Origin of the sequence: Pseudoflavonifractor phocaeensis, assembly GCF_038439875.1 — a bacterium.
Lineage (GTDB): Bacteria > Bacillota > Clostridia > Oscillospirales > Oscillospiraceae > Vermiculatibacterium.
Genome location: NZ_JBCDMT010000003.1, coordinates 184,360 through 207,173, shown reverse-complemented (window position 1 = coordinate 207,173; position 22,814 = coordinate 184,360). Strand labels below are relative to the sequence as shown.

Annotated in this window: 15 protein-coding genes and 1 tRNA gene; 9 read left to right on the top strand and 7 right to left on the bottom strand. The window is 59.1% G+C overall.

Annotated elements, in window-relative coordinates; genetic code table 11:
* Positions 1 to 431 precede the first annotated feature (431 nt).
* Together AAEU42_RS05680 and AAEU42_RS05675 are read left to right on the top strand one after the other, a co-directional pair.
* Positions 432 to 3,215 (top strand): PAS domain-containing hybrid sensor histidine kinase/response regulator, encoded by a 2,784-nt coding sequence (locus tag AAEU42_RS05680; RefSeq protein ID WP_342232569.1) that lies wholly within the window; start codon positions 432 to 434, stop codon positions 3,213 to 3,215.
* A gap of 84 nt (positions 3,216 to 3,299) precedes the next feature.
* Positions 3,300 to 5,495 (top strand): sensor domain-containing diguanylate cyclase, encoded by a 2,196-nt coding sequence (locus AAEU42_RS05675; protein ID WP_342232568.1) that lies wholly within the window; start codon positions 3,300 to 3,302, stop codon positions 5,493 to 5,495.
* Between the two features lie 112 nt (positions 5,496 to 5,607).
* On the opposite strand, the gene AAEU42_RS05670 is transcribed toward AAEU42_RS05675, so the two are convergent.
* The gene (locus tag AAEU42_RS05670) at positions 5,608 to 7,065 is read right to left on the bottom strand and encodes a GntR family transcriptional regulator (RefSeq protein ID WP_342232567.1); all 1,458 of its coding nucleotides are present in this window, start codon (positions 7,063 to 7,065) and stop codon (positions 5,608 to 5,610) included.
* Between the two features lie 196 nt (positions 7,066 to 7,261).
* Here AAEU42_RS05670 and AAEU42_RS05665 point away from each other — a divergent pair, with 196 nt between their 5' ends.
* Genes AAEU42_RS05665 through AAEU42_RS05650 form a run of 4 tightly spaced genes read left to right on the top strand, consistent with a single transcriptional unit; the run spans position 7,262 to position 14,485 of the window.
* Positions 7,262 to 8,968, top strand: coding sequence for a two-component system response regulator (locus AAEU42_RS05665; RefSeq protein WP_342232566.1), 1,707 nt, complete (start codon positions 7,262 to 7,264; stop codon positions 8,966 to 8,968).
* A gap of 35 nt (positions 8,969 to 9,003) precedes the next feature.
* The gene (locus AAEU42_RS05660; protein WP_342232565.1) at positions 9,004 to 11,388 is read left to right on the top strand and encodes an ATP-binding response regulator; all 2,385 of its coding nucleotides are present in this window, start codon (positions 9,004 to 9,006) and stop codon (positions 11,386 to 11,388) included.
* Positions 11,327 to 11,638: a response regulator gene (locus AAEU42_RS05655; RefSeq protein WP_342232564.1), complete on the top strand. Its 312-nt coding sequence runs from the start codon at positions 11,327 to 11,329 to the stop codon at positions 11,636 to 11,638. The genes AAEU42_RS05660 and AAEU42_RS05655 overlap by 62 nt, the downstream gene beginning before the upstream one ends.
* A 39-nt stretch (positions 11,639 to 11,677) precedes the next feature.
* Positions 11,678 to 14,485 (top strand): ATP-binding protein, encoded by a 2,808-nt coding sequence (locus tag AAEU42_RS05650; protein ID WP_342232563.1) that lies wholly within the window; start codon positions 11,678 to 11,680, stop codon positions 14,483 to 14,485.
* Between the two features lie 247 nt (positions 14,486 to 14,732).
* Here AAEU42_RS05650 and AAEU42_RS05645 read toward each other — a convergent pair.
* Positions 14,733 to 14,808: transfer RNA gene (locus tag AAEU42_RS05645), tRNA-Pro, on the bottom strand.
* A 218-nt stretch (positions 14,809 to 15,026) separates the two neighbouring features.
* On the opposite strand from AAEU42_RS05645, the gene trmB reads away from it, so the two are divergent.
* Entirely contained in the window at positions 15,027 to 15,698 is a 672-nt protein-coding gene (trmB, locus tag AAEU42_RS05640; protein ID WP_342232562.1) for a tRNA (guanosine(46)-N7)-methyltransferase TrmB, read from the top strand.
* 92 nt (positions 15,699 to 15,790) lie between these two features.
* The gene (locus tag AAEU42_RS05635; RefSeq protein ID WP_342232561.1) at positions 15,791 to 15,961 is read left to right on the top strand and encodes a hypothetical protein; all 171 of its coding nucleotides are present in this window, start codon (positions 15,791 to 15,793) and stop codon (positions 15,959 to 15,961) included.
* 70 nt (positions 15,962 to 16,031) lie between these two features.
* Here AAEU42_RS05635 and AAEU42_RS05630 read toward each other — a convergent pair whose 3' ends face one another.
* From AAEU42_RS05630 to AAEU42_RS05610, 5 genes are all read right to left on the bottom strand, one after another.
* Positions 16,032 to 17,783, bottom strand: a complete 1,752-nt coding sequence (locus tag AAEU42_RS05630) for a CvpA family protein (protein WP_342232560.1) — start codon at positions 17,781 to 17,783, stop codon at positions 16,032 to 16,034.
* A gap of 425 nt (positions 17,784 to 18,208) precedes the next feature.
* Complete coding sequence (locus AAEU42_RS05625) at positions 18,209 to 19,486, bottom strand: TRAP transporter large permease (RefSeq protein ID WP_342232559.1); 1,278 nt, start codon at positions 19,484 to 19,486, stop codon at positions 18,209 to 18,211.
* A 103-nt stretch (positions 19,487 to 19,589) separates the two neighbouring features.
* Complete coding sequence (locus AAEU42_RS05620; protein ID WP_342232558.1) at positions 19,590 to 20,129, bottom strand: TRAP transporter small permease; 540 nt, start codon at positions 20,127 to 20,129, stop codon at positions 19,590 to 19,592.
* 69 nt (positions 20,130 to 20,198) lie between these two features.
* Positions 20,199 to 21,314 (bottom strand): TRAP transporter substrate-binding protein, encoded by a 1,116-nt coding sequence (locus AAEU42_RS05615; protein WP_342232557.1) that lies wholly within the window; start codon positions 21,312 to 21,314, stop codon positions 20,199 to 20,201.
* A gap of 565 nt (positions 21,315 to 21,879) precedes the next feature.
* A complete protein-coding gene (locus AAEU42_RS05610) occupies positions 21,880 to 22,173 on the bottom strand; it encodes a hypothetical protein (protein WP_342232556.1) in 294 nt (97 codons plus the stop codon).
* Positions 22,174 to 22,245: 72 nt separating this feature from the next.
* Here AAEU42_RS05610 and AAEU42_RS05605 point away from each other — a divergent pair, with 72 nt between their 5' ends.
* The gene (locus tag AAEU42_RS05605) at positions 22,246 to 22,782 is read left to right on the top strand and encodes a carboxymuconolactone decarboxylase family protein (RefSeq protein WP_342232555.1); all 537 of its coding nucleotides are present in this window, start codon (positions 22,246 to 22,248) and stop codon (positions 22,780 to 22,782) included.
* Positions 22,783 to 22,814: the final 32 nt, after the last annotated feature.

Sequence of the window (22,814 nt, the reverse complement as noted above, 5' to 3'; positions counted from 1 at the left end):
TTGGACGGCCGCTCCCGAGCGGGTTTCCCCGCCAGGCGATCTTAAATGGATTATGAATAACTATACCATTTATCCGAAGAGCTGTCACCCCGTTTTGACGGGGCCGGCCTCACAGCCTCCGCGGCGTGCGCGGAACGGACAGCCCGCCGAAAATACAGGAACCAGAAAAGGCCGCCGGGGTACCCCGGCGGCCTTTGTGTTTTTCGTCGGGTGGAGAGCCCAAATCCGGGCTCTGTCCGGGCTTGCGGGCACGCCGTTTCTGTTTCCACATTTTCCGCCAATGTGTTGCTATTTGCACCTGATTTTGCTATACTAAACAATAAATATGTATGTAAACAATTAGAGCTCCGTTCAGATAACATGGCTGTGCGTGCAGGCCCCCCAAAATGGGGGACGATTATCACGGATCGGACAGAATAGGTGGTCAAATCATGGAAAACAAACATGTGACGGAGCGGGGCGGCGGAGAGAAAGCAATCCAGTGTCCGGCGGCGCTGGACATGCTGAAAATCGGCGTGATCTGCTGCCTTCCCGACGATGATCTGACCTTCTGCTGGGGAAATTCCAGCTTTTTCCGCCGTGCTGGGTATTCCCGGGACGGCTTTTGCGGCCGGTTCCATGATCTGCGGCAATACTACGCAGGATTCCCCGACGATTTTGACGCCATCCGGCAGGCGTTGTCACAGGCCGCCGAAACCGGCGGCCGCGAGATCGAGGCGACCCTCCGCCTGCCCCGCCAAGAGGGCGGATTCACCTGGGTCCGCCTCTATGGGACCCTTGTGGAGGACCCGGCGGCGGGCGGACCGGTGCTGCGGGCGGAGCTTGCGGATGTGGACGCGCTGGCCGCGGAAAAAGAGGAGCAGGCCCGGCTCTACCGGCAGAAGCTGGGTTATTTTCACTGGATGCTGGATTCCTATGAGGGCAACGTCTACATCAGCGACATGGACACCTATGAGCTGCTGTATCTGAACCAAAATTCCTGTGAGGTCCTGGGGGCCCCCGCGGTCCAGCTGGTGGGGCGGAAATGCTACGAGGTCATCCAGGGGAGAACGACCCCCTGCCCCTTCTGCACCAACAGCAAACTGACCGAGGACGACTTCTACGAGTGGGAATTTGAGAATCCGGTCCTGGAGCGGACCTTTCTGATCAAGAACCGGATCATCAACTGGGAGGGCCGCCGGGCGCGCCTGGAGCTGTCCCACGATATGTACAGCGCCGAGTACAAGCTGGCGAAAAAAGACCAGGAGCGGGACGCGCTGATCCGCAGCGTCCCCGGCGGACTGGCCCGGGTGGACGGCAGGGACACGCGCACCGTCCTGTGGTACAGCGGCGGCTTTTTGGATTTGATCGGCTATACCAAGGAACAATTTGAACAGGAACTGCACTCCCGGTGCGACTATGTGTATCCGGACGACGTGGCGCGCGTCGAAGCCGCCATGGGGCAGGCCAGGGAGACCGGCGAGCCGGCGGCGGCGGAGTGCCGCGTGGTCAGCCGGACCGGGGCGGTCAAGATCCTGATGCTGACGTACAGCTATGTCGCCGGCGGGGACAGCTGGGACGGGATCCCCTCCTATTACAGCGTGGGTGTGGATGTGACGGCGGAGCGCACGGAGCAGGCCCGTCAGCGGCAGGCCTTGGAGGACGCCTGCAAGGCGGCCCAGATCGCCAACGACGCCAAAACGAACTTCCTCTCCTCCATGTCCCACGATATCCGTACGCCCATGAACGCCATCATCGGCATGACGGTCATCGCCCAGGCCAATATGCACGCCCCGGAAAAGATACAGGACTGCCTGAACAAGATCAACGTCTCCAGCCGCCATCTCCTGAGCCTGATCAACGAGGTGCTGGACATGTCCAAGATCGAGAGCGGGAAGATCGACCTTATCTCCGAGGCGGTCTCACTGCCGGAGCTGATCGAGGACGTTATGGACGTCTTCCGCCCCCTGGCGGCGGAAAAGCATCAAGAGCTGCAGATCAACGCCGACCACGTGCGGCACGAGACCGTGGTGACGGATCAAAGCCGCCTTCAGCAGGTCTTGGTGAACCTGCTGTCCAACGCCGTCAAATATACGCCCGAGGGCGGCTGTGTGGGGCTGCGGGTCCGGGAGGTGCCGTCCTTCGCCAAGGGCAGGGGACAGTATGAGTTCATCGTCACCGACAATGGCATCGGGATGTCCGAGGCCTTCATCCCCCATATCTTTGAGCCCTTTTCCCGGGCGGAGGAGTCCAGGGTCAATCAGATCCAGGGCACGGGGCTGGGCATGGCCATCACGCAGAATATCGTGCGGATGATGAACGGCACCATTGAGGTCAAAAGCGTCCTGGGCGGGGGGAGCCAATTTATCGTCGCCGTCTCCTTCGAGCTGTGCAGGGAGGCCGAGGGGGATAACGGGGAGCTCTCCGGCCTGCCGGTGCTGGTGGTGGACGACGACCGGATCGTCTGTGAGAGCGCCGCCGAGATCCTGGACGAGCTGGGGATGCGGAGCAGCTGGGAGCTGTCCGGGGAGGCGGCGGTCTCCCGGGTGACCCGGGCCCATGAGGCCAGGGATGACTTTTTCGCGGTGATTCTGGACTGGAAAATGCCCGGAATGGACGGGCTGGAGACCCTCAGGGAGATCCGGAAACGCCTGGGCGCGGACGTGCCCGTCATCGTCATTTCGGCCTACGACTACTCCGAGATCGAGGAGGAGTTCCGCCGGGCCGGGGCTGACGCCTTCCTGACGAAGCCGCTGTTCAAATCAAAGATTGCCCATACCTTCCACCAGCTCCGCCAGAGCGGGCGCTCGGCCGACGCCGCGCCCCTTCCCGCCGGGGAGGCCTCCTCCTGCCTGGAGGGGAAGCGGATCCTGCTGGTGGAGGACAACTGGCTCAACCGTGAGATCGCCACCGAGCTGCTTCAGATGCACGGCTTTTTGATCGAGGGGGCCGAGAACGGCCGGCTGGCGGTGGAAAAATTTGAGGCTGCCGGGCCGGGGTACTACGACTGTATCCTGATGGATATCCAGATGCCGGTGATGGACGGCTACCAGGCGGCCGAGGCGATTCGGGCCCTGGACCGGGCCGACGCGAAGACCGTCCCCATCCTGGCCCTGACGGCCAACGCCTTCGCCTCGGATATCGGGAAGGCTCACAGCGCCGGTATGAACGACCATGTGGCCAAGCCCATCGAGGTGGACAGGCTCATGGAAGCGCTGAAGAGATGGATCAAATAACTGAATTCCAATATGGAGAGGCCCGGACCCGCCCCATGGGGCTCCGGCTTTCAAATCGTGAGGGAGATAGACGTGCAAAGACTGTTGAAAGGGCTCAGCCCTGAGGGGGAGGCCCTGCTGGACCTTATACCCGGGGGCGTCATGCAGTGCAGGAACGACGGGAATTACACCATCGTGGAAGTTAACGAGGGCTTTCGCGGCATGTTTGGATTCACCGCGGAAGAGCTGGCCCAGCGGTTTCAAAACCAATTCCTCGCGATGATCCACCCGGCGGACCGGCAGAATTTCCTCATCGAGGTGGACCGGCAGCTGGGCCGGGGGGACCGGCTCTCCCTGAGTTACCGGGTGGTCTGCAAGGACGGCGGCTATAAGTGGACCGCCAGCAGCGCCAAGCTCTTCGGAGACGAGCGGGAGGAGCGGTTTTTCTGTATCCTTCTCGATCTCACCGAGGTGCGGGACACCCAGGAAAAGCTGAGGCTCTCCCTGGAGCACCTGGAGATCATCATGAACCAGTCCTCCGACATTATTTTTGAGTGGGATTTCGCCTCCGACGCCATGTCCTTTTCCCCCAACTGGCTGGACAAGTTCGGCTACGCGCCGCACTATGACGGCAGCCTGTCGAAGGAGGAGACCTTCCGCCACTTCCATCCCGACGACGTGGACCCCATGGCCGAGTTTTTGAAGGCGGCTAAAGAGGGCGCTCCGGGCTCTGTGCTGGATGTGCGGATCCGCAATTCGAAGGACCAGTACGTCTGGTGCCGGATCCGGGCCGCCACCCAGTACAGCGCGGAGAACGTGCCCCTTCGGGCCGTGGGCACGATTTCGGACATCGACGAAGAGAAGCGGATGGTGGAGGACCTGCGCCGCCGGGCGGAGCTGGACGCCCTGACCGGGCTCTACAACCACGCCGAGACGGAGCGGCGGGCGGGGATGTACCTGGACGGCATGCCGGAGACCATCTGCGCCATGTTCATCATCGACGTGGACAATTTCAAGCTGGTGAACGACGGGCAGGGGCACCTTTTCGGGGACGCGGTCCTGGCCGAGCTGGCGGCGGGCATGAAGAAACTGACCCGGAAATCCGACGTGATCGGACGGATCGGCGGGGACGAGTTCGCCATATTTCTGAAGGACATCCCCTCCTCCCAAATCGCCGAGGAGAAGGCGCGGAAGCTTTTGGAGATCTTTCAAAACCTGTTCCGGGGGGAAAAGAAGCCCATCGAGGTGACCTGCAGCATCGGCCTGGCCATCTATCCGTGGGACGGACTGGATTTCCAGACGCTATACCACTGCGCGGATCTGGCCCTTTACCAGGCCAAGAGTCAGGGGAAAAACAGGTATGCCCGGTTTGACCCCAAAAGCATGGCGGCGGTGGATCGGATCGGATACTCCTCCCTGGGCGCGGTCATCGATTCCGACCAGAATACGGGCGGGAACAAGGGCAATCTGGTCAACTACGTGTTCCAGATCTTGTATGACAGCGAGGATATCAACGCCGCCGTGGAGGCGATCCTGGAGATAATCGGCAGGCGCTTCGATGTGAGCCGGGCCTACGTGTTTGAGAACAGCCCCGGGGGAGAATATGTGGACAACACCTATGAGTGGTGCAACGAGGGCATTCCGCCCCAGAAGGAGTTCCTGCAGCACTATCCTCTGGAAAAGGTGGAGGGTTATCGGGAACTGTTTCGGGATAACGCCATCTTTTACTGCCGGGACATCCACGCCCTCACCCCGGCCCAGGCCGCGCTTTTTGAAAGCCAGGGCATCCGCTCCACGCTCCAGTGCGCGCTGCACGACGGGAAGGAGTTCCGGGGGTTCGTCGGGTTTGACGAGTGCACGGGCCTGCGGATGTGGAACCAGGAGGAGATCGGCATGCTCTCCCTGGTGGCCCAGCTTTTGACCACCTTCCTGCTGAAAAAGCGGGAGTCGGACCGCAACCAACAGATCATGGTCCAGCTCAACGCCATCCTGGACATGCAGGACTCCTATATCTACGTCATCCGTCAGGACAACTACGAACTGCTGTACCTGAACCGCAAAACCCTTCGGCTCGACCCCTCCGCCAAGGTCGGCATGACCTGCCACAAGGCGTTTTTCGGACAGGACACCCCCTGCGAGAGCTGCCCGCTGTCCGGGGACACGGAGGTCTATAATCCCCGGTACGGCGTCTGGACCCGGGCCTGGTATTCCACGATGAAGTGGGAGGACAAGGACGCGTATCTGATCAACTGCACCGACATCACGGAACACAAGCAGCCGCGGGACCAGGAAAAGAATTAGCTCCCATCCCTCTGGGACAGTGGCGCCATGACCACCGGCGCCCATGCTGCCCCGGCGTGCTCCTTTGAACCCATCAAGGCCCTGTGGAAACATCCACAGGGCCTTGATGGGTTCAAGTTATGCTGTCACTGGAGACCAGAAGGTGCTCCACGCCCGGAACACCGAGGCTGGACAGGGAATTCACGGTCCTGCGAAGCTCGTGAAGCATGAGCTCCTCCAGCTTGGCGGAGAACCGTGGGTAATCCGCCCCCTCCAGGGCCGCGATCAGCGCGTCAAAATAGGGATCGGATATGGCGTTGAGGGCCTCCGGGCTTTCCAGCAGGCCGTGGAGCGCGTACCCCCAGAAAAACTGCCGCAGCAATTCGGAGTAGACGGTCCGTATCGCCTGACAAGGGGCGTGCCTTGTGATCAGATCCAGTACGAAGTAGGATAAGATATCGCCGCGCCGCCACTGCTTGCGCGCCTTCAGCTCCCCGCACAGCGCCGCCACCGAACCGGCGTCGAGGGAGGAGAGGGTCAGCAGGGAGACGTCTTTGCAGGACAGGGCGAAGATCTGAAGGCTCTCCGCCATATCCAGGAGCCGCCGCTGGAGGACGGGCTTGGTGAAATCACTGTTCTCCGTGGCCTGGTCAAAGGGCAGGACCCGCGTGCCCACATATTTCGCGGACCTGATCGCCCCCACGCTGCCGAGAAGCTCCAGCGACCTGCGGACGGTGCTTACCGACACCCCTTTTTGCCCGGCCAGCTCCTCCTGGGAGGGGAGCAGGCTTCCGGCGGGGTATTCCCCCCGGCTGATGGAGATGAGAAGGTCCATGGCGAGGGAATAACAGAGCTGCCGGCTTTTTTTGTAGGAACTCCAGGCAAAGGCTTCCTCCTGCTCTGGGGGGAGGGCGGTGATCCTGGAGTCATAAAACCGGACGAGGGCCAGAGACAGCTTTTCGGTGGACCGCTCCAGCGCGGTGCGGAGGGCGGACCAGTCCCTATTTTGGCAGAGGGTCAGGACCTCCGGCAGGTAGTCGGCGGATTGGTCGAAGTACTGTAAATTTTCCTCCAGGCTGAAAAAGGGGCCGTGCAGGAACATAAAGGTCTGCCAGACAAGGCGCATGAGGAGGGAGTTGCCGAGGCCGCCGTATTTCTGATTGAGATGCTTCAGCATCGCGTAGGGTGCGGCGGCGCGCCCTTCCTTCAAAAGCGCCTCCATCGCCCGCAGCGTCTCCGCCGGGGCGCTTTTGAGGCCCACCCACTGGGCGTTGGCGAACAGGGGCCGCATGGAGCGGCCCAGGTCGAGCATCGCGTGTTTGCGCCGGGAGAAAAAGGTCTGGATGAACTGTTCGCTTTCCTGGGGGCCGTAGTTTATTTTTACCGTGGCGCCCACGTTCTTTGAAAGGGAGATATAGCCCTTTTCCTTGAGCCGCAAATAGGCGGCCCGGGCCGTATCAATGGACACGCAGAGCCGCGCGCCGGTCTCCTCTATGGTGGGCAGCTTCTCCCCCCGGCGGTAGGTGCCGAATTGTATCTGGTCAAGCAAAATGTTGTAGACAACGCTGCGCAGTTCAGTACTGTTTTCCAATTCCGGCGCCTCCTTTTTTCGTGAAGATCCGACCGGCGGCGGATTCAGTATACCATTTTTTGCGCCGGTTTTCCACAACCTGGCGGTCTTTGTCAAAAGGTTGCTATTTTTGCCGCAATTTGCTATACTGGGACATATATATGGATGTGAACAATTATATTTTTCCGTCAACCGGGTTAAAGAGGGGTAAGGCGCCATGGCCGCGAAAAGAAAGATCCTAGTGGTGGAAGACAACGCGCTCAACCGCAGCCTCCTGTGTGAGATACTGCGTCCCGGCTACGACGTGGTGGAGGCGGAAAACGGCCGGGAGGCCCTGGACTGTCTGCGGCGGGACGGGGGCGGCTTTGACCTGATACTGCTGGATATCGTCATGCCCGTCATGAACGGCTATGAATTTCTGGCCGAGGTCAAGAAGGACCCCGCCCTGTCCGCCATCCCGGTGATCGTCACCACGCAGAACGACGGGGAGTCGGAGGAGGTGACGGCCCTGTCCTGCGGCGCCGCCGATTTTGTGGCCAAGCCCTACAAGCCGCAGATCATCCTGCACCGGACCGCCAACATCATCCACCTGCGGGAGACCGCCGCCCTGGTCAACGAGTTCCGGTACGACCGGCTGACCGGGCTTTACAGCAAGGCCTTTTTCTGCCGGCAGGCGAGGGAGCAGCTCCTTCGGAACCCGGATAAGGAATACGACATCATCTGCTCCGACGTGGTCAATTTCAAGCTGATTAACGACGTGTTCGGCATCGCCGCCGGAGACCGGCTCCTAAAGACCATCGCCCGAAACTATGCGGAGAATACCCAGGAGAAGGGGATCTGCAGCCATTTCCATGCCGACCAGTTCGCCTGCATGATCGAACGTGGCTGGGAATACACCGAGGCCATGTTTCAAAGCGCCTGCGCCCGAATCAACGCGCAGTCCCAGACCCAGGATATCGTGATGAAGTGGGGGGTCTACCACGTGGAGGACCGGGAGGTCCCGGTGGAGCAGATGTGCGACCGGGCTCTGCTGGCGGCGCAGAGCATCAAGGGGCAGTATAAGAAATATTTCGCCTGCTATGACGACGTGCTGCGCAGGCGGCTGCTGCTGGAGCAGGAGATCGTGGACGGCATGGAGCCGGCGCTGGCGGCAGGGCAGTTTGAGATCTACCTGCAGCCCAAATACAGGATCGCGGACCGGCAGATGGTGGGCGCCGAGGCGCTGGTGCGCTGGAACCATCCCAAGTGGGGCCTTCAGTCCCCTGCGGCCTTCATCCCGCTCTTTGAGCGCAACGGCTTTATCACCGGGCTGGACCAGTATGTCTGGGATAGGGCCTGCGCCGTTCTGCGGGACTGGCGGGAGAGAGGCCTGCCCTCCGTTCCCATTTCGGTGAATGTGTCCCGGGCGGATATCTATAACATGGACCTGGCCGGGATTTTGACGGGGCTTCTGCAGCGGCACGGCCTGCCGCCCTCCAGCCTTCATCTGGAGATCACGGAGAGCGCCTACACAGAAAATCCCCAGCAGATCATTGACACGGTGAGCCAGCTTCGGCGGCTTGGCTTCGTCATTGAAATGGACGACTTCGGAAGCGGCTATTCCTCTCTGCACATGCTCCACAAGATGCCGGTGGATATCCTGAAGCTGGACATGAAGTTCATCCAGAGCGAGCCGGTGACCCCGGTCAACCAGGAGATCATGAAATTCGTCATCAACCTGGCGCACCTGATGAAGCTGGGCGTGGTGGCGGAGGGCGTGGAGACGGCGGAGCAGCTGGAGCGTCTGAGAGTGATCGGCTGTGAGTGTGTCCAGGGATACTATTTCGCCCAGCCGATGCCGGTGGGGGAGTTTGAGCGGCTCCTGGCGGAAAACACCGGGGGGCGGGAGCTCCGCCGCGGGTATCCGGCGGGTATTCAGCCATGACGGGTATGCGGCTGGGAGACGGGGAGTTAAAAATCATGAAGAAAAACGCGGAGCCCCAGGAGCGGTCCGTGATCAGGAGCCAGCGGTTCAGCGTGGTCAGCACGGCGGTCCTTATTCTGCTGATGCTCTGTTACCTGGCCATGACCATCCACAATTCCGCCAGCCTGGCGGCGCAGACGGAGATCATCTCGAACCATCCCTTCGAGGTGGTGATCTCCGCCGGGGACGTGAAGCTCTATGTGTCGGAAATGAGCCTGCGGACCGGACGGCTGGAACGCCATTTCAGCGCCGACGACGTGGAGTACGCCAGGGGAAAGCTGGAGGAGCTCGACCGCCTGCTGGAGGCCCCGGTGGCCCGGATCAAGGAGCTGTATCTGGGCGACGCGGAGGATGTGCGGGAGCTGGAAGAGACATTGTCGCGCCTGGAGACGGAGCGGAGGGACTATCTGGCCTTTTGCGGGCGGGCGGACACCACGGCGGGGGACATCGAAGCCTATTCCGGGGAACGGTTGGAGCCGCTCTATGACGAGGCGCTTCGCCGGACGGAGGAGATCATCTCCACCGCCCAGGCAAAAAAGGTGGGCTACGGCGAGACCGCGGAACACCTGCGGCGCACCAGCCTGATCGGCTCCGTCGTGCTGATGGGCCTGATGGTGGTGGTGCTGTTGGTGTCCCAGTACGTCCTTCACCGCCAGCGCAAAGAGCTGGCCGACCGCAGCAGGCTTTTTGACAACCTGTCGCTGAGCATCGACGACGCGTTCGTCATCCGGGACGCGGAGACCGGCGTCATCAATTACCGGGGGCTCAACCTGGAGCGGATCCTGGGCATTCACATGGCGGACGTGGAAAGCCTCTACCGGGGCCTGCGTGAGGAGGATGCCCGTGCCTTCCGGGAGGAGCTGGGGAATCCCCGGTTTCCCTCGCCGGTTGAGAAGCTGGTGGAATACACCAAGCCCAATCATGAAAAACGGTGGATGCTGATCCGGGTCTACCGGGTGGAGGACCTGAACACCCCCCAGCTCATCACCGTCTTTTCCGACCGCACCGAGGAGGTCCGCTCCCGCCAGATCCTTCAGGAGGCCATGCTGGCCGCGGAGCACGCCAATACGGCCAAGAGCGAGTTCCTGTCCCGGATGAGCCATGAGATCCGCACACCCTTAAACGCCATTATCGGCATGACCACCATCGCGGCGGCCTCGGTTGAGGACCCCGCCCGGGTGGAGGACTGCCTGTCCAAGATCACATTCTCTTCCAAGCACCTGCTGATGCTCATCAACGACGTGCTGGACATGTCCAAGATCGAGAGCAGCAAGATGGTGCTGATGGACGAACCCTTCGACATCTTTGAAATCGTCAACGGATATGTCTCCACCGTCTACGCCCAGGCCAGGGAGAAGGGCGTCGAATTCACGGAGACCATGGAGGGTTTCGGGGAGGACACCGTCTTTATCGGTGATTCGCTGCGGCTCAACCAGATCCTTTTGAATCTCGGCTCCAACGCGGTGAAGTTTACCCCGCCGGGAGGCCATATCCATTTGGCCGTCTCCCGGCACAAGAGCGGAAGCGAGACCGACGTGCTGCGGTTCATCCTGTCCGATACCGGGATCGGCATGACCCGGGAGGCGGTGGAGCGGATCTTCCAGCCCTTTGAGCAGGCCGACGCCTCTATCGCCAAGCGGTTTGGCGGCACGGGGCTGGGCATGTCCATCACCCGGAACCTGGTGGCCCTGATGGGGGGCCAGATCCAGGTCGAGAGCGCGCTGGGGGAGGGGACCACCTGCATTGTGGACCTGCCCTTCCAAAAGGGGGAGGGGAGCGCTGTGCCGGAGCCCGACTTTGAACGGCAAGGGCTGCGGGCGCTGATCGTGGACGACGAGCAGCCGGTGTGCGAACAGACAACCCTCCTTCTGAAAAAGATCAAGATCGCCGCGGAGTGGCGGCTGTCCGGCGCGGAGGCGGTAGAGCGGGTCAAGGAGATCCACCGGTCTGGCCGGGACATCGATCTGTGTCTCATCGACTGGAAAATGCCGGACATGGACGGGATCGAGGTGACCCGCCGCATCCGACGGGAAGTGGGCAGCGACGTGCCCATCGTGATGATCTCGGCCTATGATATTTCCGAGGTGGAGGAGGAGGCCCGGGCGGCGGGGGTCAACGGGTTCCTTCCAAAGCCCCTCTACCGCTCCTCCGTCTACGCCGCCGTCAAGGCAGCGCTGGAGCACAGGGGGCGGCCTTTTGCCGTCGGGGATGGGAAGCCCGCCGGGAACCCCCTGGAGGGCTTCCGCCTGCTGGTGGCGGAGGACAACGCCCTCAACCAGGAGATCGCGGCCACGCTGCTGCGCATGAACGGGGGCACGGGTGGATTGTGTGGAGGACGGCCGGCAGGCGTTGGAGGCTTTCCTGGCCTCCAAGCCCGGTGATTACGCCGCCATCCTGATGGATGTCCAGATGCCGGTGATGGACGGACACGAGGCCGCGCGGCGTATCCGCTCCTCCGGCCATCCCCAGGCCAGCGCCATCCCCATCATCGCCACCACGGCCAACGCCTTCAGCGACGACATCTCCGCCGCCCTGGCGGCCGGGATGAACGCCCACGTGGGCAAGCCGCTGGATGTGGCCCAGCTTTGCAAAACACTGTCGGATTGTATTCGAGGAAACGGTCACGAATAAGCGGGCGCCCGCGATCCGCTTGGAGGAGTACGGATGGCCATGGGAAAACGACTGAAGAATTGGATCAGGCAGGGGAGCGCCGTGCTTTTGGCCGCACTTCTGACCGCCGTCTCGGGATTGGACGCTCTGGCGGCGGAGGCGCCGGCCCGTGTGCTCAGGGTCCCTTTCCCAGAGGTGACGGGGATCTCCGAGACGTTGGAGGACGGCACCCGCCGCGGCCTGGTGGTGGATTACCTCAACGAGATCGCCAAGTACACCGGCTGGGAGTATGAGTACATCGACACCGACGGCGACCATATGCTCGGGGAGTTCAGAGAGGGCAAATACGACCTCATGGGGGGCAACTACTACGCCCCCGGCTTTGAGGAGTTCTACGCCTACCCGGATTACAACATCGGGTACAGCAGAGCGGTGCTCATGGCCCGCCTGGATGACGAAAGCATCAACAGCTATGACCTGCGAAGCCTGAACGGCAAGACCATCGGGGTCTACGAGCGGGCGGTGGAGAATATCCGGCGGCTGCGGGAATACCTGTCCATGCACGACCTCGATTGTGAGATCCGCGCTTACAGATTCGACCAGCTCACTGCGGATGGGAACCTCTACCGCTACCTGGAAGAGGGCGAGGTGGATCTGCTGCTGGGAAACGGGTTTGAGGATCCCCCGGAGTTCCGCGTCGTTACCTCCTTCGAGTCACAGCCATATTACATCGTGACCAATGTGGGGAACCAGGAGGTCCTGGACGGGTTGAACATGGCCCTGGAAAAGATCGCGGACTCCAATCCCAACTTCAGCGCGGAGCGGTATGAGGCAAACTTCCCAAGCGGGAGCAGCGTGGATATCCGGCTCAGCAAGGCGGAGCGGGACTATATCCAGAGCAGGGGCACTGTGACCGTGGCGGTGCCAGAGAGCTACCATCCGCTGTTCTGCCTCAACACGGAGGAGGATCTTCACGACGGGATCGTGCCCGATGTCCTGGCCGGGGTGTCCGGATTTACCGGGCTCTCCTTTGCCTACATCCCCGCGGACAGCTATGGCGACGCGGTCCGTATGGTCCAGGAGGGGGAGGCGGATCTGCTCTGCTTTTATATGGGGAGCGAGGAGGAGTCGGTTCGGAATGGGCTGCCCCTCACGTCTCCCTATGTGGATATGAACAACATCGTGGTGCGTAATAAAGCGTCCACCTATCCGGACGACGGATTGGTCTGCGCCCTCGTCGCGGGACAGGCGATGCCCGCCGGGATTTCGGCGGCCGAGGTGCGAAGCTATCCCACCGTCACCGATGCCCTCATGGCGGTGAACAGGGGGGAGGCCGACTTTATCTATGGCCTGGCCAGCCGGCTGGAGCTGGATATCCAGCGCTACCATTTTGCGAATTTGGTGCCCGTGACTCCGGTCAACGACCGCAGTGACCTCAGCTTCGCGCTGAGTCGGCCCGCGGACCCTGACCTGCTGACCGTTCTCAACAAGGCCATCAACAGCCTCTCCGCCAAAGAGCGCTCCACGATCCTGGACCGGAACATGGTCTCCATCGGGACCAGCAATCTCACGCTGATGGAACTCATCTACGCAAACCCCGTGACCTTTATCGCCGTGCTGACACTGTTTCTCCTGGTGGTGGTGGCGGCTGTGCTGGGGATTTACCGGGCTCGGATGCGCGCGGCCGTCATACAGAGCGATTTGGAACGGGCGGAGGCGGAGAGCCGGGCCAAAGGGGAGTTCCTCTCCCGCATGAGCCACGAGCTGCGCACGCCCATGAACGCCGTGGTGGGCCTCACGGACCTCACCGGCATGATGGAGGGGGTCCCGGAGGATGTGCGGGAGAACCTGGACAAGCTGCGGGCCTCTGCCCACTACATGCTGGACCTGATCAACGATATCCTGGACATGAGCCGGATCGACAACGGGAAGCTGTCCCTGGCCAGCGAGCCCTTTTCCCTGGACGGTATGCTGGGCGAGATCCAGGCTATGATGGGCCCGGAGGCCCAGCGGCGCGGCCTTGCGTACACACTGGAAAAGGAGATCGTCCACAGCAGCGTCACTGGTGACGGCATCCGCCTGCGTCAGGTGCTTACCAACCTGCTCTCCAACGCGTTCAAATTCACTCCGGCAGGGGGGAGCGTCCTCCTGCGGGTGACGGAGGAGGAGATGGGCGGGGCGTCTGTCTTCACCTTCCGGGTGATCGACAGTGGAGTGGGCATTGCGCCGGAGGATCAGAAGCGTATTTTTGAAAGCTTTGAGCAGGTGGGAAACAGCCGGTCCAAGAGCCAGGGGACCGGGTTGGGCCTGCCCATCAGCAGCAGTATCGTCAAGATGATGGGTGGAACGCTGGAGGTCAGGAGCGGGCCGGGGCGGGGGAGCGAGTTCCGCTTTGCCGTCGCTCTGCCTCCGGGCGAACCGGGGGAGGAGCTTAAAAAGGCCCCGGATGAGCTGATGGGTGGCAAACTGCTGGACGGCGTCAATATCCTCCTGGCAGAGGATAACGATCTCAACGCGGAGATTGCGGCCCGGCTTTTGGAGATCCAGGGCGCGGATGTGACACGGAGCGTAAACGGCAGGCAGGCCGTGGAGCGGTTCGCCGGGAGCCGGCCGGGGGAGTTCCAGGTGATTTTAATGGATATCCAAATGCCGGAGTTGAATGGCCTGGAGGCCGCCCGCACCATCCGGGCCCTTGCCCGCCCTGACGCGGCCGCCATCCCCATCGTGGCCATGACCGCCAATACCTTCCAGGAGGATGTGGACGCGGCGACGGCCGCCGGTATGGACGGGTTCCTCCCAAAGCCGCTGGATGTGAATGCCCTCTACCGCCTACTGCGTGACCTGCTGCATAGCGGCAATGCCCCGTGAATTGGGTTTGGGCTCCAAGAAGCAATGAACGGCCATCGCCGGTCGAACAAGCCTGTGAGGCTTGCGCAACCGGCAATGGCCGTTCGTGGTATCATAGGTTGTTTTGATAATAATAAGTGTTGGTGTCCCTGCCGCTGAATGCTTCGATCACTTCGCCGCGCTGTATCACCACAAGGTTGGTCGGTTGTTATACAGCAATATAAATCGGGACAGGGTGCCTTATTAGGCACCCTGCCCCAGATTCCTCTGGTCCGAGTAGTGCGACTCGAACGCACGGTCTCCTGGTCCCAAACCAGGCGCGATACCAACTTCGCTATACCCGGATATTTGATTTTGCCTGTGGCCTATTACGTGTCCCAAATAACATTTTATGTCAGCGTGGTTTGGGTACAGGCACAGCATTTTCCAAGTGTGACACACCGCCAATGGGGGGCTCTCAAAACGCCTATTTATTATACGTTAAAAATGCCAGGATTGCAAGAGTTCTTTCGGTGTGGTATCCTAAGAACAATATCTGGGAAATGAGGAAACTGCCATGCGAATGAGAAAGAAACCCAATTTGATCCCCCGTCTGGAAGCCTGTGGAGAACTGGTAATCACAGACCCCAAGGAGCACAGAGGCCGGTGGCGGGAGCTGATGCCGGGGACCGGGGCGCTCCGGGTGGAGCTGGGCTGCGGCAAGGGACGTTTTACGGTGGGGACCGCCCAGGCGGAGCCGGATGCGCTTTTGATCGCCGTGGAGCGGGTGCCGGACGCCATGGTCATCGCCGCCGAGCGGGCCAGGGAGCTGGAGCTGAACAACGTCTTTTTCCTGGACGCCGACGCCGCCGATCTGGAGGCGTATTTTGCCCCCGGCGAGGTGGACCGGATCTATATCAATTTTTGTGACCCGTGGCCCGGGGCCCGGTACGCCAAGCGGCGGCTGACCCATCCGGGCTTTCTGCTGCGCTACCGCAAGGTGTTGTCTCAAGGGGGGCAGATCCATTTTAAGACGGATAACCATGACCTTTTCGAGTGGTCTCTGTTTCAGTTCCCCAAGGCCGGGTTCACGCTGTCCGAGGTGACGCGGGATCTCCACGCCGGCGGCCCTACGGGGATCATGACCGACTATGAGGAGAAATTCTACCAGCTGGGGACACCCATCAACCGCTGTGTTGGCACCATGGAGGCCCTGCCGCCGGAGACGGCGGAAAAAGAAACCGGCGGGGAGTGACGCACCACCGGGGGAGTGCCGCATAAGATGAAATGGAGACGGACAGGAAAGACCTGCCGGACTTCAAATTCTCTTTTTGGGAGGTACTTCTTATGGGGTGCTGCAATAATGGTTGTGGCGGCGGCTGGGGCGGCGGTTGCCTGTGGATCATCCTGATCCTCATCATCATCTGCTGCTGTGGCGGCGGCTGGGGCGGCAATAGCTGTGGCTGCGGCTGTGGCTGCAACAATGGCTGCGGCTGTAACACCGGCTGTGGCTGCTGAGCTGCAATACCAAAGCAAAACATAAATGGCGGGTGGAACCTCTTGGGTTCCACCCGCCATTTTTTATCAATCAGCCCACGGCGTCCGTGGGAGGCTCGGAGGGGAGGGCGTCATCGGAGGACAGGCTCTCCTCGGGAAGCGGAATGACGGGGGCCACAGAGGGAACTGCGGCGCCGTCGCCCTTTTGGTTCAGGGTCACGGAGTAGCCGCTGAGGATGGAGGAAGGGGCGCCCTCTCCGGCGGGGGCGTGCTCAATGGTCACCGTGTCGCCCACGTTGAGGATGACGGCCACGTTGTTCTTTGCGGCGGAGATGGAGTAGAAGACCTCTTCGTTCTCCAGGCGGATAAAGTAATAGGTGTTGCCGTCCAGCACGGCGGAACGGAGCTCGGCAATGACGCCGGAGGCGGTGGTCTGGGGCAGGGCCTCCGGGAGCGTGATGCCCTTTTCGGCCAGGAGGGAGATATACTTCTGCTCGCAACCGGAGACCGTGGTGTCGGTGGCCACGATCTGGTACTGCTCAACGTTTACCATGGCGTACATTTTGACGAGCTGGGTCTTGTCTTTTAGGGGGATGAAGTAGGTGGGTTCCCCGGAGATGTTCAGCAGCAGGGGGAAGGTGGCGGTGTAGCCAAGGTCCTGGACCACGCCCATGGCGGAGTTCATGGCCGACTGCTCGGTGGCGCCGGGGGCGGTGTAGTACTTGGTCTCCTTGGTCCGCTGGTTGGACAGGAGGAAGCCCAGGTTGGACTGGTCGCTGGTGGCGGAAGTGATGCCGGTGTACATATAGACGTCGTCGTTTAACGCGATATAGTTGGAGTCCCGGGTCGTTACCTTCACGTCCCGCTGGCCGAATACGGAGTTGATAAAGCCATGGACCAGGGTGCCGTGATAATCGTACTGCTGGGCGATGAGGGCGGGGTTATAGACGTTATCCACCCAGTTGGGGACCTCTTCGTAGTACTGGCTCTCCCCGGTGATGGCGTTGACCATGACGGCCCCGTTGATGTCGGTGCCGCCGAACAGGCCGATGGTCTTGACGATCTTGGGGGCGATCCACCAGGGGTTGCCCTGGTCATCCACCTCAAAGACGGGGGTGCCGAACATAAAGGTAGGATACTGGAAGCGCAGGTGGCGGGCGATGTTGCGGTTGAGGGGCTCGGAGGGGGAGTACTTTACGCCCTGGCCCTCGGGCAGACGGATGACGTCGGCCTTCTGAGTGACCATGTTTACCATGACATAGGCGGGCAGGCCCTCGGAGCGGTTGGTGAACCACTTGATGAGGTCGGCGTACTCCAGCGCCGCCACCCGGTAGGGCTGGCCGTTGTAGTTGATCTGGGTATATGCGTCGGAGACCTCAAACTGGCTGACCATGTCGGAGAGAGTGCCCATCTGCCGGTCGCCCAAATACTGGGCGGAGGCCAGATCCAGGGTGGGGATCTCGCTGAAGGAGATCTCGCTGACGTCCTTGGAGAAGTCCTCGGCGTTCATCTCCTGGACATCCAGCAGATCCCGGTAGGCGCCGGCCCGGAAGATGGGCATGGACACTATCTGGCCGACAATGGCGATCACGATGAGCCCCGCCAGCAGGATGCCGATGGGCATGCACTGTGATTTGATGAACTTGAAGTACTCCTTCAGTCCGCTGGCACCCTTCACATCGAAACCGGAGGTTACCAAGGCGGAGAGGATGTATACGACGCACAACAGCAGCACAAAGCCGTAGAATTCCTCGGACTGGAGGTTAAGGGCGGGGAGGGAGATGTAGAAATAGACCGCGCCAACCACCAAAGTGACCAGCAGATTGATGAGGATCTTTCCCATTTTTCCCTTTGGGCCGTGGCCCTGTTTGACCGCTTCGTTACTCAATATGACCATTCTCCTTTGTGCGGACGGGAAAGGCCCGTCCGTGTTTGCGTTGCCAACTGTGGGTATTATAGCCTAAAAATGCCTATTTAGCAACCGAAGGAGGGAAGGAAGGGGTGAACAGATTGTAAACTTATATTAAGAAGTGAAAAAGAAAAGCTCCAAGGTCAATGACCTTGGAGCTTTTGGGCAGTAGTTGCAGGACTCAAGTCCAAGACTGTCTTAGCTGATGATAACTCCATGGGTAAATTTGTCTAGGTCAGCCAGGGGCATGGTTTCAGCACTTCGATTTCCCTGGGGGGTTCGGATGCCCAAGCCGTTCTTTTGGGGAGATGCAAATTTGTCCAGCATCGTCGCCATCTGTGATGAAAACAGCGGCACGATTAGCCGATCAGTGTACCTAACGCCAGCGAAAGCTGGGGGAACAGGAGCAGCAGGAGCTCTGCAGCCAACATGATCAGCAGGAATGGCATGGTTGATTTCACTACTTCACCCATACTGCTCTTCGAAACCTTCATAGTGACGAAAAGGCAATAGCCAAAGGGCGGCGTCAGGAAACCGATCTGAGACATCATGATAGCGCTGATGCCAAACTGGACCAGGCTGATGCCGAAAAAGCTCAAGACAGGCTTGATCAGGGGGCCAAGAATGACGCAGACGGTCATTACGCTAGTAAAGCAGCCCACGAGCAGGAACAGCAGCGCCATTACGATCATCAGTACGGTGGCGGAGGTAAAGGAGCCTGTTAAGGCGTTATAAATTTGTGTGGTAACCTGCGACGTGGTCAAATACCACACAAATACCTGTGCGGCGGCAATCGTAAGCGTCAGCGTTGCGGAGCTGATCATGGACTTGACCAGAAGCCTGGGAATATCCTTCAGCTTTACCTTTTTGTAAACAAAGAGTTCCACAAGGATTACATAGAACAGGGAGATCACGGCCGCTTCCGTGGGTGTGGCCAGTCCGCCGTAAATGCTCCCCAACACAATGACGGGAAACATGATGGCCCAGATACTGCGTACAAGAGCTTTCATTTTTTGCTTGAAGGTCAGCGCTTCTCCAGTGATGGGAATGTTCTTGCGGGCGGCGATCACATAGACATATAAGCAGAACAGTCCGGCGGTCATAATACCGGGAACGAATCCGGCTGTGAACATGTCCCCTGCGGAGACGTTCATCGCGAGGGAATAGGTCAGCATGGGAATGCTGGGCGGGATCATGACGCCCAAGGTTCCGGCGGCCGTAATGATACCCAGCACCAGGGTTTTGGGGTATCCGCTTTCCAGGAGCTTCGGCATCATAAAAGCGCCGATGGCGACCACAGTGGCGATGGCCGACCCGGTAATGGCCCCGAAAAACACACATGCGATCACGGTAGCAATGCCCAGACCACCTCTGCGCCGGCCCAAAAAGGCGTTGATCAGATCAATAATGCGTGATGAGGTCAAGCCCTCTGCGGCGATATCACCCGCCATGATAAAAAATGGAATGGATAGGTATGTAAAGCTGTTCATTCCACCAAACAGCTGTTGTACCATCATCATGGGGTTGGTACCCATGGCCATGATGCCCACACCAGAAGCGCCAAGAATGACGAAGCCGATCGGCATGCCAATAAACAGCAAGACAAAGAAGAGGATCAGTACAATAGAGATCGTCATTGAGGATTTCCTCCCTCCTTATTCCAAAATAAAGGGCCCTGTGAGAGAAACCGTTGGGGCTGGCCGTCCTTGTTCTGAAACACGCACAGCCGCCGCAGGACATTCATTTTGCAGCATCCAACGCATTATTTGTCTCCTGCAGAAAGGTAATATACTCCTTCACCCGCTTGATAAAAACAAGGAGAAAGCGAACCGTCATTGTTCCCATGCAAATTAGGATCGGGAGCCAGACCACAGTCATCTTGACGGCGCTCATACTTTCCGTGCTGGTTCCCATGCGGGCAAGGAATAAATAGTACTGCCAGGTGCAGTAAAGCATGAAGCCGGATACCGCGATCATCAGCAGGTCCACAAAGCACTGAAGCGGCTTGTGAAATTGGGCCGGTGTGATGCGGTACAGCATGTCCATGTTCAGATGGTCGCCGGAGGAGACGGCCCGGCTGCAAAAGATAAAAATTGAGATGATAAACATGTACTGACTAAATTCCTGCAGCCAGGAAAGACCGGGGAATCCCAGCGCACGGGCAATAATCTCATACATAATGAAGAGCCCAAAAACCAGCATTCCACCGATGCCGACAATATTTTCGAGCAGGCGGACCGCCTTCCCTATATACTGCGCCGCCTTGCGAGCATGTTCCATAAAACGCCCTCCCTTTTAAAGCGGGGTCTGGACGCACAATGAACATCCAGACCCCGCATGGTACAATGATCAGGACATGGTCCAGGTATAGCCATTTTTCTCCCAAGCGGCTTTCATGCTTTCGCACCACTTGGCGTAAAAATCAGGGTCCATATTTTGGATGTACTTGTCCCAAACCGGCATTACAGCATCCTGGAAGGACTGTCTCTCCTCCTCGGTCAGTTCGCTATTGCGGATCACTTCGATTCCCGCATCCGTAAACTTTTGATAGAACTCGTCAAGACGCTTGTTGTATTCAGTTTGGGCCACCACCGGGTGTTCTCTGCACGCACGCTGGAAGATCTCCTTCTCGCTGTCGGTCAGCTTGTTCCAGGTTTCAGTGGCCATGAAAAGCTGGGCGTTGGAGTTGACGCAATTCAGCTCCGTGGCATACTTGGCGCACTCATAGATGCCGTTGTCATAACAATAACCGACGGGATTCTCCTCGGCGTTTACGACGCCCTGCTGGAGCGCCGCGTAAAGCTCTCCGGCGGCGATGCTGGCGGTGCTGGCGCCCATGGCGGCAAAAATATCGGCATAGATCTCGCCGGCCTGGACGCGGAACTTCAAGCCCTGAAGATCACTGGCGCTCCGGATAGGATGCTGGTTGTTCTGGCAGCCGCGGTAACTGGCGGAGCAAACCCCCAGATAGACAGCCTTGCCAGCGGTGACGCCGTTCAAAAGGTCGTACATGGTATTATCAAGCATGCTGTCCCAATAGACCTGAAGATCAGGATAGGCAAAGGGAAATACCAAGACATTGAATTCCGGCCAAATTGCCGCGGCGACGTTGGGCTGGAGCGCGGCAATGTCCAACGTACCCATCAGGACCTGATCGAGCATGGAAGTAGCACTGCCCAACTGCTGGCTGGGGTAGTACTCAAACGTGATCATCCCGTTGGTCTCTTCTTCCACCTGGGCGATGATCTCCCGGTTCGTCAGCCACTGGTTGTCATCTTCGTTGCCGGAACCGGTCGCGCCGAATCGGAGGACCAGAGGCTCCGTGCGTTCGGAAGCGTTGGACGGCTCGCCGGTACTGGGAGGATTATTGGCATCTGGGCTTGCGCTGGAGGGGGGGCTGCCGCACCCGCTCAGGCCCAAAAGCATCGCCGCGCACAGGAAAAACGAAAACAGTCTCTTTTTCATTTTGTCATCTTCCTTTCTTGTACACTTTTTCTGAAATGTAGTCCGCAAAGGCCGAGATCAATTACGCCTTTTCGTGAAAATGGGCCAGGGGATATTACAAACACTTTGCGTCTGCAGATGCTCCGACCGCTGTCCAGGAGCACCCCGCTTTTGACGGACACAGTAGTCCCCCTGCGATTCCAAAATTAGTATTAATGCTTTATCTCTAAGTAAAGCTGGCGCAGATAAATGTTTTTCCACACTGATGGGAGGTTTCAAACCAGGCTTTTTAGATCGCTGTTTTTATTTTCATAGGCCTGGAATTTGCAGTCCCCCTTCTTCATGGCCATTTTGTGTCCGGCCCTGGACGCACTTTCAGGTGCCGGACAAGGTGTGGACTCCTGCTTTTGATGTCAGTTGCACCGAACACAAATTATTCAGTGCAAAAACCATGCCAAAAACACTTTTCTGACTGCTGGATCGGATTCCCCTGAATTTGTGTGAAATGCTGTTTTTCCTGGATGTACGTGAATGGTAAAGACCTTGTGCGGTTTTGACACATTTATGTCATTATGTCACAAATGTGTCAATTCGTCACGCATATATGTGCAAAAATTTGTTGGAAATTTTTGGGCAAACTGTTGCCGAGCAGGTGGAAAACGCGGAGCGGTACAACGCTGAAGAAGTTTGCTGAAAGGAGCGCTGCAATTCTTTGGGCAATAAGGTTCTGGCAAATCTGCACCGGCCTGCCAAAATGCCTCTTGCTGCAATTTTGCCCTGCGTTAGAATCGATTTTGGCATGATTTTTGCTTAAGTAATAGGCGGTTGATGCAGTTGCTGCCAGAACGAATACTGAGGTGTCCTGCCCTTGTTGGCTCATCCGGAGGCGCACCCGGACCGGGCCGCGACACGGAGCATGGATCCATGATTTTTGAACAAAGGAGTTTGTTTCATGAAAAGAAAAAATGTTATTTCCCGTGTCACCCCGGCTTCTGCGTCCCATGAGGCCCTGCGGGCCATGGCGGATCATAAGGCAAAGGGGTTCCGCATCACCAACATGAAGGAGATCCTGTGCCACAATGCCACCGCTTTCATCGCGCTTGAGGAGGGCACCTATGCCGTTAAGACGGAGCTCATCTCGAAAATCGGTGACCGAGCCGTACAGATTTTCGGCTACGCTGCCTCCAATGCCAATGAGTGCCTGATCTGCGGCAACTATTTCAAGAAAGCCGTCGTGGACATGGGCATCGATTGGGATACCTTCAGCTTCACCGAGGAGGAGCAGGATTTGATCAGCTATGCCGAAGCCCTCCACGAAGATCCCAACCATGTGCCGGATGATATCTATGAGGCCCTGCAGTCTCGTTACGATGAGGAAACCATGGTTGTGCTGGTCACATACAGCTGCATGCTTCTGGCAAACAACTATTTCAACAATATCGTGGGAACCGAGATCGACGATTATCTGAAAGCCTATCTGGACAGCTGAGTCCGGCTGCCCAAAACCTCCTTCCGCATGGA